Origin of the sequence: Streptomyces sp. NPDC002680 (assembly GCF_042889145.1) — a bacterium.
Lineage (GTDB): Bacteria > Actinomycetota > Actinomycetes > Streptomycetales > Streptomycetaceae > Streptomyces > Streptomyces adonidis.
In genome coordinates, this window is the sequence record NZ_JBIAQP010000011.1 from 1 (window position 1) to 14,403 (window position 14,403).

The window sequence follows — 14,403 nt, forward strand, 5'->3', positions numbered from 1 at the left end:
GTCCGGCGTTTGAGGACGAGGCCGTTCAGGCCGAAAGGGGGGCCTGGGGGCGCAGCCCCCAGAAGGATGGGACGGGTAGGGGCGGCGGGGGCGAAATCCCCTACCGGCCACCCCGAGACCGAGCAGCCCGGGCAATCACCACAACAGCCTTCTCCAACGCGTACTCAGGATCATCCCCGCCCCCCTTCACCCCCGCATCCGCCGCCGCCACCGCCCGCAAAGCCACAGCAACCCCATCCGGAGTCCACCCCCGCATCTGCTGCCGCACCCGATCAATCTTCCACGGCGGCATCCCCAACTCCCGAGCAAGATCCGCCGGCCGCCCACCCCGCGCGGACGACAGCTTCCCGATAGCCCGCACCCCCTGAGCCAACGCACTGGTGATCATCACCGGCGCCACCCCGGTGGACAACGACCACCGCAACGCCTCCAGCGCCTCCGCCGCCCGCCCCTCAACCGCCCGGTCGGCGACCTCGAAGCTCGACGCCTCCGCCCGCCCCGTGTAGTACCGCCCGACCACCGCCCCGTCGATCGTCCCCTCGACATCCGCGACAAGCTGACTCACCGCGGAAGCCAGCTCCCGCAGATCACTCCCGATCGAGTCGACGAGCGCCTGGCACGCCTCGGGCGTCGCGGATCTCCCGGTCGCCCGGAACTCCGACCGCACGAACGCGAGCCGATCCGCCGGCTTCGTCATCTTGGGGCACGCCACCTCCCGCGCCCCCGCTTTACGGGCCGCGTCGAGCAGCGCCTTGCCCTTGACTCCCCCGGCGTGCAGCAGCACGAGGGTGATCTCCTCCGCGGGCGCCCCGAAGTACGCCTTCACGTCCTTGACCGTGTCGGCCGAAAGATCCTGCGCGTTGCGCACGACCACGACCTTGCGCTCGGCGAACAGCGACGGACTGGTCAGCTCGGCCAGCGTGCCCGGCTGCAACTGGTCCGAGGTCAGGTCTCGTACGTCCGTGTCGGCGTCGGCGGCCCGGGCGGCGGCCACCACCTCCTGCACGGCACGGTCGAGCAGGAGGTCCTCCTGGCCCACGGCAAGCGTGACGGGGGCGAGAGGGTCGTCATGTGCGGTCTTCTTGGCCATCCCCGAAAGCATCCCACGAGCCACTGACAACGCGGCCGCCCACCGACCCCACCGAAGCCCCCACCGCAACCACGCGGCTACGGCTCCTCACGCCACCCCTCCCACTCCCCCACGAACTCGTCCAGCTCCGTAGGATCCAGCCGCCCCGCCTCGTCCCGCAGCACGACGAGCCACTGAGCGTCCTCGGCGTCGTCCTCACCGGCCAGCGCATCCCGTACGAGCTGCGGCTCCTCCGCAAGGCCGAACCGGTCACGCAGCGCCTCCACCACGTCCTCGGCGGCATCACGGTCGGGCAGCACCAGCACATGTCTCACATCGCTCACGAGGACATTTTCCGCTACCCCGCCCCCGCCTCAGTCACCCCCACCAGCCCCCCGAACCCTCGGCACAGCAGACAACTCGACCCCGAACCACTCCCGGTACACGGCGAGCACCTCACTGTCGGCCCCCAGCTCCCGCACCTCCTTCCCCCCACCCGGCGCCGTCACCGTGAGACTGCGCCCACTGAGAGTGACCCTCCCGCCGTCCTCCGTGACCCGCGAACAGACCAGCGACCGCGTGAAGTGCGACTCCGGCGAGGTGCTGTGCCACCAGGCCCCGGCCACGAAATCCCCGAGCACCCGGGGCCGCACCTCCACCAGGTACTGCCGCTTGCCGTCCCGAACCACGTCCAGATCCCCGGGGGCCCCTCCCCCTCCCCCCTCCCCCTCCGCCCCCACCCCCGCCTCCACCCCCACAACCCGGAACACACCCCCCGGATCCTCCTGCTCCCCCCGCTCCCCCATCGCCAGCGGATAGTGACTGTGCGCCCCGAAGCCCACGTCGGTCAGCCAGTCGCCGCCGTCCACCGTCCGCACCCGCAGCGCAAGATGGTCGTACGGAATCCCCAGCCGCTCCTCGTCCCCGTACACCCGCGCCGCGAGCAACGTGACGTCGAAGCCCAGTGCCGTGAGCAACGCCCCGAACACACCGTTGAGTTCGTAGCAGAACCCGCCCCGACGGGCGCCCACCACCTTCTCCAGCAGCCGGTTCTCCTCCAGCACGATCGCCTCGCCGAGGTGGATCGACAGGTTCTCGAACGGCACCGCCATCAGGTGCCGCAGCTGGAGCTCCCGGAGCACGTCGAGGGTGGGCCAAGCCGGGCGCTCGGCGCCGAGCCGACGGAGGTAGGCATCAGCCTGTGCGGAGTCCATGGCCTCAGTCTCTCGCCACCCCCAGCTCCCGGCCCGCTCCGACGACCGCCAGCGCCCCGTCCTCGTCCGTACGCAGCACCACGGCTCCCCCGTCCCTGAGCGCCGCCACCGTGCTGGGCGCGGGATGCCCGTACGTGTTGTCCGCGCCGCACGAGATGAGCGCCAGCCTCGGGGCCGCCGCCCGTATGAGGTCCGGGTCCTGATAGGCCGACCCGTGGTGGGCGACCTTCAGGACATCCACTCCCCGCAGCCCCGCCGCGCCCGGAGTTCTCAGCAGCGCCCGCTGGGCCGGGGGTTCCAGGTCCCCGAGGAGCAGCAGTCGCAGCCCGGCCGACCGTACGAGCAGCGTGACACTGGCGTCGTTGGCGCCCTCCGGCTCGGGTGCCGGCGCCGGTTGCGGCCACAGCACCTCCCAGTCGAGGGTGCCCGTCCGCCGCCGTTCACCGGCGACGGCACGCGTCACCGGGATACGCCGTGCCGCCGCCTCCCTGTGCACGAACTCGGCCTGGTCCTCGGGCTCTTCGAGCCCTGTCGTCTGGATCGCGCCCACCGAGCGCCCGCGCAGCACGCCGGGCAGCCCCGCGACATGGTCCGCGTGGAAGTGGGTGAGGATCACCAGGGGCACCTTGGTGATGCCGAGTTCGCGCAGGCAGTGGTCGACCAATGCCGGGTCGGGCCCGGCATCCACAACCACACCGGTGCCTTCCCCCGCCGCGAGCACGGTCGCGTCGCCCTGCCCGACATCGCACATCGCGAACCGCCACCCCGGCGGCGGCCACCCCGTGATCGCCCTGGTCAGCGGCGCCGGCCGCACCACCACCAGGAGCAGCAGCACCCCGCAGGCCGCGCACCACCAGGGATGCCTCAGCAGCCGCGCGCCGGCGAACACGACGAGCGCCATGCACAGCCCGAGCAGCAGCGCGCCGGTCCAGCTGCCCGGCCAGTCCACTCCCCCGCCGGGCAGCGCCGCCCCCGTACGGGCGATGTCCGCGATCCACCCGGCGGGCCAACTCGCGCCCCAGGCCAGCGCCTTGGCCACCGGCATCGCCACCGGCGCCGTGCCCAGCGCCGCGAAGCCCAGCACCGTGGCCGGGGCGACGGCGAACTCCGCGAGCAGGTTGCACGGCACCGCCACCAGGCTCACCCGCGCCGACAGCACAGCCACGACCGGCGCGCACACGGCCTGCGCCGCACCGGCGGCGGCCAGCGCCTCGGCCAGCCGTGGCGGCACCCCACGCCTGCGCAACGCCGGGCTCCAGCGGGGCGCGAGGGTGAGCAGGGCGGCGGTGGCGAGGACGGAGAGCAGGAAGCCGTAACTCCGGGCCAGCCAGGGGTCGTACAGCACCAGCAGCAGTACCGCTGTCGCCAGCGCCGGGATCAGTGACCGACGGCGCCCGGTCGCGAGGGCGAGCAGCGCGACGGAGCCGCAGGCCGCCGCCCGCAGCACACTCGGGTCGGGTCTGCACACGACGACGAATCCCAGGGTGAGGACGCCGCCGAGCAGTGCGGTCGTCCGGAGGGACATGCCCAGACGGGGTGCGAGGCCTCGCCGCTCGACCTGCTGGGCAAGGGCGGGCGGGCCGATGAGCAGGGCGAGGAGGATCGTGAAGTTCGCTCCGCTGACAGCCATCAGGTGGGTGAGGTCGGTCTCCTTGAACGCCTCGTCCAGCTCGGGTGTGACACGTGAGGTGTCCCCGACGACCAGCCCGGGCAGCAGCGCCCGCGCATCCGTCGGCAACCCGTCCGTCGCGTCCCGCAGCCCCGCGCGCAACCGCCCCGCGAACCGCTGTGCCGCCGACGGTTCCCCCACCACCTCCGGCGCCGCCCGGTCCCGTACCCTCAGCACGGCCGCGACCCGGTCACCGCCCGTCAACGCGGGCACAAGCCGTCCGGTCACCCGCAGCCGCGTGGACGGCAGCAGCCCCAACCAGGGAGAACGCCCCGCACCGCCCGCCACCTCCTCCACCCCCCGCCGGAACGGCCCCGCCTTCCTCTGCTTCGCACCCACATCGACGATCACGAGCACAGGCGTCCGCGTCGCCACCGCGCCGCCCTCGCCCGCTTCCTCCACGCGCCGGACATCGGCGTCGAGCAGTACGGCGCTGGGCGCGGCATGAGCGCCCTGGATCCGGGGCCGGGTGAGACGTGGATCGGAGGTGACCTCCAACTCGGCCGTCACGCCGGCATACTGCCGCGCGAGCCCCGGCACCGGTCCCCGTCGCAGATCGGCCCCGTGCAGCCCGGCGGAGACGGCGGCCGCGGCCACACAGAGCAGCACGGCGGCCACGGACACCCGCGACCAGTTGCCCCACCGGGACTGTCCCGGTGACGAGAGACCGGATCTCCCCGAGGTTCGACGTACCAGCAGAAGCACTCCGGCCACGACCGAACAGACGACCGCGACACCGGTCACCCAGCCGGGCGAGACATCCAACGTCAGTGCCGCCGTCACCCAGGCCGCCAGCGCGGGCGGCACCAACCGCAGGTCCGTCGGCCCTTCCTGCCGGGGGTGGGAGTCCCCCAGCCGTTTCCCCGAGGCCTCGTGCACGGGCCGGCGGACGCGAGGTGGTCGACGGGCCGGTGTGTCCTGCTCGTCCGTGTGACGTACCCGGCTCATGGCTGCACCAGATTTCGCAGATCGGCGAAGCGCCGGTCGCCGATGCCGTTCACCTCACGCAGTTCGTCCACGGACCGGTATCCGCCGTGCTGGGTGCGGTAGTCGATGATGTGCTGTGCCAGCACAGGGCCGACCCCCGGCAAGGTGTCGAGCTGATCCACGGTCGCCGTGTTCAACGAAACAGGCGCCGCCGGTCCGACCCCCGCCCCACCCACGCTTCCGCCCGCTGCCACCCCACCCGGGCCGACCGCACCACCCATGACCGCCCCCGGTGCGGGCACCGCCCCGCCGACCACCACCTGTTCGCCGTCCACAAGGAACCGCGCCCGGTTCAGCCCCTCGGTCTTCGTACCGGGACGCACCCCACCCGCGGCCCGCAAGGCGTCGGCGACCCTGGACCCGGCCGGCAGCCGATGAACCCCCGGCTCGCGCACCTTGCCGCTGACGTCCACCACGATCTGGGCGCCGGCCACTCCCCCTACGACACCCCGGGGACCGGCCGCGGCCTCCGCCCGCGCCGCCCCGAACGGAGCCGCCGCCCGAACCACCTCCGGCGCCCGAACGGACTGGGTACGCCCCGTCCAGAAGTGCTGTCCGGCGAGCACCGCGGCGGCGACCAGCACCACCGTGAGCGCCACCACGCTCCGCCGCTCCAGACCGCACCGCGCCTGCAACCACACGGGCATCCGCTCCCGCACCGCAAGCCCGGCCCGCTCCTGCCAATCCCCGGCAGCCCGCCCGCCCACGGCACCGCCACCACCGACATCGACATCGACATCAGTGCCAACAGCCCCGCCCGAAGCGACACCCGAAGCCCGCTCGTCCCCCGGCGGCCCGTTCCCCAACTCCCGCCGTTCCAGCACCCGTTCGCCGAAGAGCACCTCCGCCCGGCGGCGGATCTCGTCGGCCGACGCCTGCCGCTGTCGGGCCCGGCCACGGGGACGACGATGGCCGTGCCGTACGCGGCCGTCGGACATCGGGCCGCGACCCGGGCCGCTGGTCGGAGTGGTTGCGCGTGAACGTGATCGAAGTGCCATGCGCCGAGGATGGAGCAACCCACCCCACCCGCGATGATCTTGCTCAATTCCGGTGGATTACCGGCCGGTTGTGGATAACTCCGTCACCCACACGAGTGCCGCACCCCGGTCCGGAGCTGCACGACCCCCGACCCGTCGATGCCCCGCAGGAGCCCCACAGGAGCCCACGGGACCCTTCACCGAGGCGAAACGACCGCCCCCAACAACCCGGGCCCCGTATGCGCCCCGATCACCGCCCCCACCTCGCTCACATGCAGCTCCACCAGCCCCGGCACCCGTACCCGCAACCGGTCCGCGAGGGCCGCTGCCCGGTCAGGGGCGGCCAGATGGTGAACGGCGATGTCGACCTGCGCGCCACCCGCCCGCTCGGCGACGATCTCCTCCAGCCGGGCGATGGCCTTGGACGCCGTGCGCACCTTCTCCATCAGCTCGATGCGTCCGCCGTCCAGCTGCAGCAGCGGCTTCACCGCGAGGGCGGAGCCGAGGAGGGCCTGCGCGGCCCCTATCCGGCCGCCGCGGCGCAGATAGTCGAGGGTGTCGACGTAGAAGAACGCGGACGTGCCCGCGGCCCGTTTCTCCGCGGCCGTGACGGCCTCGTCCACCGTGCCGCCCGCCTCCGCCGCCTCGGCCGCGGCCAGTGCGCAGAACCCGAGGGCCATCGCGACCATGCCGGTGTCCACCACCCGTACGGGCACCGGCGCCTCACGGGCCGCCAGCACCGCGGCGTCGTACGTGCCCGAGAACTCGGCGGAGAGGTGCAGTGAGACGATGCCCGTGGCGCCGGACTCGGCGACCTTGCGGTAGGTCTCCGCGAAGAGCTGGGGGCTGGGGCGCGAGGTGGTGACGGACCGGCGCTTCTGGAGCGCCTGGGCCAGGGAACGGGCCGAGATCTCGGTGCCCTCTTCGAGGGCCCGGTCACCGATGACGACGGTCAACGGCACCGCGATGATGCCGTGGCGCTCCATCGTCCGTGGCGGCAGGTAGGCCGTTGAATCGGTGACGATCGCGACATGGCGGGACATGAGCTGGAGGTTACCTGCCGTAGCCCGTGGACGGCAGCCCGCCCCTTTCACCTGCGACGGGGCCGGAGGCGGGACGGGAGGCGGGACAGGAGTCCGCCCGGCGGATCAAGTCGTGCTCTCTGGACGGGGTTTCTTCTGCCAGGGGTAGACGGACTGCGGGACCGGCGGGGTGATCGCGGGCCGGGTCTGCTCAGCGGCCCGGCGTGCGTCAGGGCTGTCCGGCCAGGTCTGCTGAGCCGTGGCGCCGTCGGCGGCCGGGGCCTCGGGCCATGGCGGCGGCGCGGGCGCGGGAGTCGCAGGAGGAGTCGGCGTGGGTTCCGTGGTCGTCGTCCAGTGCCGCAGGGCGCCCGCCTCGACGTCTATCTGGGTCCTCAGGGAGTCCAGGTCGTCGTTCGCGAACCGGGTCGCCCGGTCCCGGGCCGCCCAGCGCAGCGAGTCGGCGGCCTGCGTGATCTGGTCGGTGCGCTCACGCAGGCCGGGCAGTCGCCCGGCGAGCGTGGCCCGGTCGGGCTCGGACTCCAGCCGCTTGAGTTCGGCGTCCAGCTCATGGCCGTGCGCGCTGAGCCGCTCGAAGAGGCCGAGGGACTCCTTGAGGGACTCGTCCTCGGCCACGCCCGCGTGCAGCGCGTCCTGCGTGGAGCGCATCGACGTCCGCAGTTTGAGCCTGAGCTGGGCCAGTTCGCCGGCCGGGCCGAGCTGGGCGTAGGACTTGGCGCGCAGCGTCGTGTCCTCGACCGTGCGGCGGGCCTGTGTGATCGTCCGGTCCACGCCTCTCTTGGCCGCGCCGATCACCTTCACCGTGGCGTACACCCCCAGCACGACGAACAGCAGGAAGAGCAGGGCGACAACTGCGACAGCGGCTTCCACGACGCTCCTCCTCCTACCGGTCGCGGCTTCGCCAGCCGCTCTTCAAAGGTAAACGCAAAGGGCAGGCCCGGAGTTCCAAAAGAACCCCGAACCTGCCCGTAGGGGACTACCCCGAGCTGCCCGAAGGACCGCCCGTACCTGCCCCGCGGCTACCGCGGCGCCTACGCCGTGACGATGTTGACCAGCTTCGGCGCCCGCACGATCACCTTGCGGATGCCCGCGCCGGCCAGCGCCTCCACGACCTTGTCGTCACCCAGCGCGACCTTCTCCAGCTCGTCGTCGGAGATCGACGGCGAGACCTCCAGACGCGCCTTGACCTTGCCCTTGATCTGCACGACGCAGGTCACGCTCTCGTCCACGACGTACGCGGGGTCGGCGACCGGGAAGTCCTGGTGGACGACCGACCCGGTGTGCCCCAGCCTGCGCCACAGCTCCTCGGCGATGTGCGGGGCCAGCGGCGCGACCAGCAGCACCAGGGCCTCGGCGACCGGGCGCGCGACCGGACCGCCCGCCTTGGTCAGGTGGTTGTTCAGCTCGGTGACCTTGGCGATGGCGGTGTTGAACCGCAGGCCCTCCAGGTCCTGGCGGACGCCGTCGATCGCCTTGTGCAGGGCACGCAGTGCCGCCTCGTCGGCCTCGGTGTCGACGACGGTGACCTCGCCGCTGTCCTCGTCGACGACGTTGCGCCACAGCCGCTGCAGCAGCCGGTACTGGCCCACCACCGCGCGCGTGTCCCACGGCCGCGACACGTCCAGGGGGCCCATCGCCATCTCGTACAGGCGCAGCGTGTCCGCCCCGTACTCAGCGCAGATCTCGTCCGGAGTGACCGCGTTCTTCAGGGACTTGCCCATCTTGCCCAGCAGCCGGGAGACCTTCTCGCCCTGGTGGTAGTAGGCGCCGTCGCGCTCCTCCACCTCGGCGGCCGGTACGGCGATGCCACGGCTGTCGCGGTACACGAAGGCCTGGATCATGCCCTGGTTGAACAGCTTGTGGAACGGCTCGACCGAGGAGACGTGCCCCAGGTCGAACAGCACCTTGGACCAGAAGCGGGCGTACAGCAGGTGCAGTACGGCGTGCTCGGCGCCGCCGACGTACAGGTCGACGCCGCCGTGGGGCTGACCCGCGCGCGGGCCCATCCAGTACTGCTCGATGGCCGGGTCGACCAGCTTCTCGCTGTTGTGCGGGTCCAGGTAGCGCAGCTCGTACCAGCAGGAACCGGCCCAGTTGGGCATGGTGTTGGTCTCGCGGCGGTACTTCTGCGGGCCCCGGCCGTCGCCCAGGTCCAGGGTGACGTTGACCCAGTCCGCGTTGCGCGACAGCGGCGTCTCGGGCTCGGTGTTCGCGTCGTCCGGGTCGAAGGTGCGCGGCGAGTAGTCCTCGACCTCGGGCAGCTCCAGGGGCAGCATCGACTCGGGCAGCGAGTGGGCGACGCCGTCCTCGTCGTAGACGATGGGGAAGGGCTCGCCCCAGTAGCGCTGGCGGCTGAACAGCCAGTCGCGCAGCCGGAAGTTGACCGTGCCGCGGCCGATGCCCTTGCGCTCCAGCCACTCGGTGATGCGCGCCTTGGCGTCAGTGACGGACAGGCCGTCCAGGGAGATGTCGCCATTGGCCGAGTTGATGATCTTCGCGTCGTACGCCCCGAAGGCGTTCTCCCACGTCGAGGTGTCGGTGCCACGCCCGTCGGTCGGTTCGACGATGCAGTGGATCGGCAGCTCGAAGGCGCGGGCGAACTCGAAGTCGCGCTGGTCGCCGCAGGGGACGGCCATGATCGCGCCGGTGCCGTAGCCCATCAGGACGTAGTCGGCGATGAAGACGGGGATCCGGTCGCCGTTGACCGGGTTGGTCGCGTACGAGCCGATGAAGACGCCGGTCTTGTCCTTGGCCTCGGCCTGCCGCTCGACGTCGGACTTCGAGGCTGCCTGGGCGCGGTAGGCGGCGACGGCCTTGGCGGGTGTGGCGTGGCCGCCCGTCCAGACGTCGTGGGTGCCCTCGGGCCAGGCGGCCGGGGTGAACTTCTCGACCAGCGGGTGCTCGGGCGCCAGAACCATGTAGCTCGCGCCGAACAGGGTGTCCGGGCGGGTGGTGAAGACCGTGATGTTCTCGCCGTCGATCGGGAAGTCGACGCGGGCGCCCTCGGAGCGGCCGATCCAGTTGCGCTGCTGCAGCTTGATGGCCTCGGGCCAGTCCAGCGCGTCCAGGTCGTTCAGCAGGCGGTCGGCGTAGGCGGTGATGCGCATGTTCCACTGGCGCAGCTTGGCCTTGAAGACGGGGAAGTTGCCGCGCTCGGACCGGCCGTCGGCGGTGACCTCCTCGTTCGCCAGTACGGTGCCCAGTCCCGGACACCAGTTGACGGGCGCCTCGGAGGCGTACGCCAGGCGGTACTCGCCCAGGACGTCGGCGCGCTCGGTGGCGGTCAGCTGGTTCCACGCGCGCGCGTGGTCACCCGGTACGGCGCGCTCGCCGGTCTCGAACTGGGCGACCAGGTCGGCGATCGGGCGGGCCTTGTCCGACTCCTCGTCGTACCAGGAGTTGAAGATCTGCAGGAAGATCCACTGGGTCCACCTGTAGTAGTCCGGGTCGATCGTGGCGAACGACCGGCGCTTGTCGTGGCCCAGGCCCAGCCGGCGCAGCTGGACCTTCATGTTCTCGATGTTGGCCTCGGTGGAGACACGCGGGTGTGTGCCGGTCTGCACGGCGTACTGCTCGGCGGGCAGGCCGAAGGCGTCGAAGCCCAGGGTGTGCAGGACGTTGTGGCCGGTCATGCGCTGGAAGCGGGCGAACACATCGGTCGCGATGTAGCCCAGCGGATGGCCGACGTGCAGGCCCGCACCCGAGGGGTACGGGAACATGTCCATGATGAACTTCTTGGGCTTGGCGGCCAGCTCGGGGTCGCCCGCCAGGTCGCCGCTCGGGTTGGGGGCGGCGTACGTGCCCTCGGCGTCCCAGAAGTCCTGCCAGCGTGCCTCGATGTCGGCCGCCATGGCGGCCGTGTAGCGGTGCGGCGCTGCCACCTCGGCGGTGGCAGCGGGGTTCGTCTCGCTCATGGTCCTCAAAGCTCCATCGATCGTCTCTGCCAGCGGCTTGGAAATGAAAAATCCCCTCGCACAGGAGGGGACGCCGCGCCGATGCCGACCACGATTCGTCAGTGGTCGGGACTGATCAGCGCGGCTCGCTAAGCAGAAGGCGTACGGCACGCATGGCGTCAGGGTACCGCAGCCGTCGAGCGCGCCGCGACGGAGTTCCGGGGACGCATGGCACCGGGTGCCACGCCGGGGAAGGCCTCCACAGGACCCCCACACAACCATCCCTTGCCCCAACGGGCACGTGAATCGCCACACAGCAAAAGCTGAACCAGGTTCAATAATTACTTCGCGTAACAACCCCTATGGGACATCACAACGGCCTCACAGCCCTTTGGTAACAGCGCAATAACTCAAACCTCGTACTCCTCGGTATGTCTCGACTTAGAGTTCGACGCGGGACCGCCTTCCCGAACCGCTCGGAGTTGCCCCCATGAACCCTCGTAGTAACAGTTCGCTTCCCAGGACGGGCCGTTCGGCCTATGGGATGGCGACGGCTGCCGTGCTGCTGCTCATACCCGTGATCGTGGTGGTCGGAGGTGACGAGCTTCAGGACTTCCTGAACTTCGGCGCCGGCGTGCTGTCACTGGTCGCCCTCACCTCCGCGGTGATCTGGGGCCTGGTCGCCACCGACCGGGTGTTCCTGAACACCCGTCAGCGGTTGGTCGCGCAGGCCGTGCACCGGACGACCGCCGTTGCCTCGGTCGCCTTCCTGCTGCTGCACATCTCGGTCAAAGTGGCGCTCGACCACGCCCCGCTGGTGGCCGCGCTGATCCCGTTCAGCCTCGGCGTCACCGGCACCGGGAGCCTCATCGGCTTCGGGTCCCTGGCCGGCCTGCTCATGATCTTCACGGCCGTCACGGGCGCGCTGCGCAGCCAGTTCGCCTCCCCGGCCCCGGTCGCGGCCCGCTGGCGCGCGATGCACATGCTGGCGTACCCGGCCTGGTGCTTCGCGCTGGTCCACGGCCTGTACGCGGGCCGCGAGGCGAAGCCGATCTTCACGATCCTGTACGGCCTGTCCCTGGTCGCGGTCATGGGAGCCCTGGCCCTGCGCTCGGCGCCCCGCCCGTTCAAGCGCAAGGTGGCCGCCCGGATCATGGCGATCCTGGGGTCCCAGGAGCGGCCGGGCCGCGACGACCTGGACGCGAGCCGGGCCCGCCTCGGCGAGTCCGCCCTGCCCGGCTACGAGAGCCAGGGCGGCGGCAGGCCCGCGCGCGGGGACGCGGGAGTGCCCTCGCAGCGCAACCCGTCCACCGGATCGACGCCGCTCTACGACGTTCCGGCCAGCCGCACCATGACGCCCGAACCCGCGAACGACGGCTTCGCGGCCGCCTACCGCGCGGTGACGCCCCCGCGCGGGCAGGACGCGTACATGGACCAGACCGCCCGCATGGAGATGCCGGGTGACATGCAGGCCACCGAGGCGATCCCGCGCATGGACGGCAGTACGTCGGGCAGTTGGCCGATCCCGTCCCCGCCGCCCGTCGGCGAGGCCCCCGTGTCGGCGTACGACCCGATGAACGACACCGGATACAACATCCCGGCCTATGGCAATCCGGGCGCCGCCCCGTACGGCACGAGTGATGTGTACAACACCGGTGAGTCGAATGCCGCCTATGGCACGTACAACGCGAACGACACGTACAACAGCGGTCCCGCCACTGATACAAACCCCGGTGCTACCTACGACTTCGACGCACCGGGCTCGGGCGAACCTTGGAACGCGCCTTCCGGAGGCTTTAAGTGAACGAGGCTCTGCCCGACGTACCCGAAGTCCGTGTGGTCGGACTTCCCCAGCTCACGTCGGGTTTCGACCTTGTCGAGAGACTTGACCTGCCCATGCACCTGAAGGTGCACGGGCCGCTCGAACCGATGGGCGGCGAGCAGCTCGCGCAGCTCGCCGAGCGCATTTCCCTGAAGGGCCGCGGCGGCGCGGGCTTCCCCTTCCACAAGAAGCTGCGGTCGGTCGCCGAGTCGGCGATCCGCCGCGGTGTGCGGCCGGTCGTCGTCGTCAATGCGAGCGAGGACGAGCCCGCCTGCCGCAAGGACACGGTGCTGGTCAACCGTGCCCCGCACCTGATCCTGGACGGCGCCCTGCTCTGCGCGGAGGCCATGGGCGCCCGCACCCTGGTCATCGGGGTGACACGTGAATCCACGCAGCGCTCCATGGAGGCGGCGCTCGCCGAGCGCGGTCTCAACAACGGCCGCCGGTCGGCCCTCCGCGCGCGTGTGCAGCGCAATCCGATCCGCATGGTCACCGGCGCCGCCGCCTCACTGATCCGTTCCATCGACGGCGGCCCCGCGGTCCCGCCCGGCCGCAAGATCAGCGCCTCGCAGAGCGGCGTCGGCGGCGCGCCCACCCTGCTGTCCAACGCCGAGACGTACGCCCAGCTCGCGATCGCCGCCCGCATCGGCGCCGAGCGCTACTGCAACACCGGCCTGTACGACGAGCCGGGCACCGTCATGCTCACGGTCTCCGGCGCGGTCGCCCGCCCCATGGTGATCGAGGTGCCGACCGGCGTACCGCTGCGGTACGTCCTTCAGCTGGCCGGCGCCCCGCCGGTCCCGCAGGGTGTGCTGACCGGCGGCTACCACGGCAAGTGGATCGACGCGGCGACGGTCAACGAGGCGATCGTCTCGCGCAACTCCCTGGACGCCGTGGGCGGTGCGCTCGGCGCCGGCGCGATCCTGCCGATCAGCCAGGACACCTGCCCGCTGGGCGAGTCGCTGCGCGTGGCCCAGTGGCTCGCCGAGGAGAGCGCCGGCCAGTGCGGCCCCTGCTACCTCGGTCTGCCCGCCGCGGCGCGCGGCATGGAGGACATCCTCAACGGCGGCGGCCCGGCCGCCCTGGAGGCCGTCAAGCAGGTCGCCAAGTCCGTGAAGCGGCGCGGTGCTTGCTCGCACCCCGACGGCTCGGCGATGTTCCTGGAATCGACCATCAAGGCGTTCACGGACGACCTCGCCGCCCATGTCCTCGGAAACGGCTGCGGAAGGCCCGTAGAAGGCGTTCTGCCGCTCTTCGAGGGCGGCCAGGGACCCACGGGCATCCCCGGCGGCCAGACGGAGGAGGAGAACGGCCCCAGCCGTCAGAAGATCTTCGTCGACTGGACGCTGTGCCGGGGCCACGGCCTGTGCGCCGACATCCTCCCGGAGGTCTTCGAACTGGGCGCCGACGGATTCCCCACCGTCGCGCAGGCGAAGGTGCCCCGGTACGCGGAGGCGAAGGCGCTGCGCGCGGTGCGCCGCTGCCCGGCGCTGGCGCTGCGCATCGAGGAGGACACCAGGACCTCGGCCCCCGACCGTCTGCCGGTCCTGTCCCAGCGCGGTGGCCGGGGCCGCCGCGCCCTCGGCAGCGGTCGCTGACACCACGGGCGGGGGGGGGGGGGGCGGGGGTGGTGGGGGCCCCCCCCCCCCCCGGGGCGGGCAACCCCCGAGGCGGGGCCCGCCGGTCGGGTTTACCCCCCTGCACATGGGTGGGGGGTAGGTTATATTTTAAC

At 71.6% G+C, this 14,403-nt stretch carries 10 protein-coding genes; 2 read left to right on the forward strand and 8 right to left on the reverse strand.

Going from position 1 to position 14,403, the window contains the following annotated elements:
• Window positions 1-100: 100 nt before the first annotated feature.
• The 8 genes from holA to leuS form a co-directional block, all read right to left on the reverse strand.
• Window positions 101-1,090, reverse strand: a complete 990-nt coding sequence (holA, locus tag ACFYXF_RS27585; protein ID WP_389353348.1) for a DNA polymerase III subunit delta — start codon at window positions 1,088-1,090, stop codon at window positions 101-103.
• A gap of 77 nt (window positions 1,091-1,167) precedes the next feature.
• Window positions 1,168-1,413 (reverse strand): hypothetical protein, encoded by a 246-nt coding sequence (locus tag ACFYXF_RS27590; RefSeq protein ID WP_389353350.1) that lies wholly within the window; start codon window positions 1,411-1,413, stop codon window positions 1,168-1,170.
• Between the two features lie 30 nt (window positions 1,414-1,443).
• On the reverse strand, window positions 1,444-2,283 hold the full coding sequence (locus ACFYXF_RS27595; protein WP_389353352.1) for an arylamine N-acetyltransferase: 840 nt from the start codon (window positions 2,281-2,283) through the stop codon (window positions 1,444-1,446).
• Between the two features lie 4 nt (window positions 2,284-2,287).
• The gene (locus ACFYXF_RS27600) at window positions 2,288-4,900 is read right to left on the reverse strand and encodes a ComEC/Rec2 family competence protein (RefSeq protein WP_389353354.1); all 2,613 of its coding nucleotides are present in this window, start codon (window positions 4,898-4,900) and stop codon (window positions 2,288-2,290) included.
• On the reverse strand, window positions 4,897-5,937 hold the full coding sequence (locus tag ACFYXF_RS27605; protein WP_389353356.1) for a helix-hairpin-helix domain-containing protein: 1,041 nt from the start codon (window positions 5,935-5,937) through the stop codon (window positions 4,897-4,899). Before ACFYXF_RS27605 ends, ACFYXF_RS27600 begins: the two co-directional genes overlap by 4 nt.
• Before the next feature lie 176 nt (window positions 5,938-6,113).
• Entirely contained in the window at window positions 6,114-6,959 is an 846-nt protein-coding gene (locus tag ACFYXF_RS27610; RefSeq protein WP_389353358.1) for a DegV family protein, read from the reverse strand.
• A gap of 105 nt (window positions 6,960-7,064) precedes the next feature.
• The gene (locus ACFYXF_RS27615) at window positions 7,065-7,826 is read right to left on the reverse strand and encodes a hypothetical protein (RefSeq protein WP_389353360.1); all 762 of its coding nucleotides are present in this window, start codon (window positions 7,824-7,826) and stop codon (window positions 7,065-7,067) included.
• A gap of 161 nt (window positions 7,827-7,987) precedes the next feature.
• Window positions 7,988-10,870 (reverse strand): leucine--tRNA ligase, encoded by a 2,883-nt coding sequence (gene leuS / locus ACFYXF_RS27620; RefSeq protein WP_389353362.1) that lies wholly within the window; start codon window positions 10,868-10,870, stop codon window positions 7,988-7,990.
• A 523-nt stretch (window positions 10,871-11,393) separates the two neighbouring features.
• Between leuS and ACFYXF_RS27625 the strand changes: the two genes are divergently transcribed.
• The gene (locus tag ACFYXF_RS27625) at window positions 11,394-12,653 is read left to right on the forward strand and encodes a cytochrome b/b6 domain-containing protein (RefSeq protein WP_389353364.1); all 1,260 of its coding nucleotides are present in this window, start codon (window positions 11,394-11,396) and stop codon (window positions 12,651-12,653) included.
• The gene (locus ACFYXF_RS27630) at window positions 12,650-14,269 is read left to right on the forward strand and encodes an NADH-ubiquinone oxidoreductase-F iron-sulfur binding region domain-containing protein (RefSeq protein WP_389353365.1); all 1,620 of its coding nucleotides are present in this window, start codon (window positions 12,650-12,652) and stop codon (window positions 14,267-14,269) included. The genes ACFYXF_RS27625 and ACFYXF_RS27630 overlap by 4 nt, the downstream gene beginning before the upstream one ends.
• Window positions 14,270-14,403 lie beyond the last annotated feature (134 nt).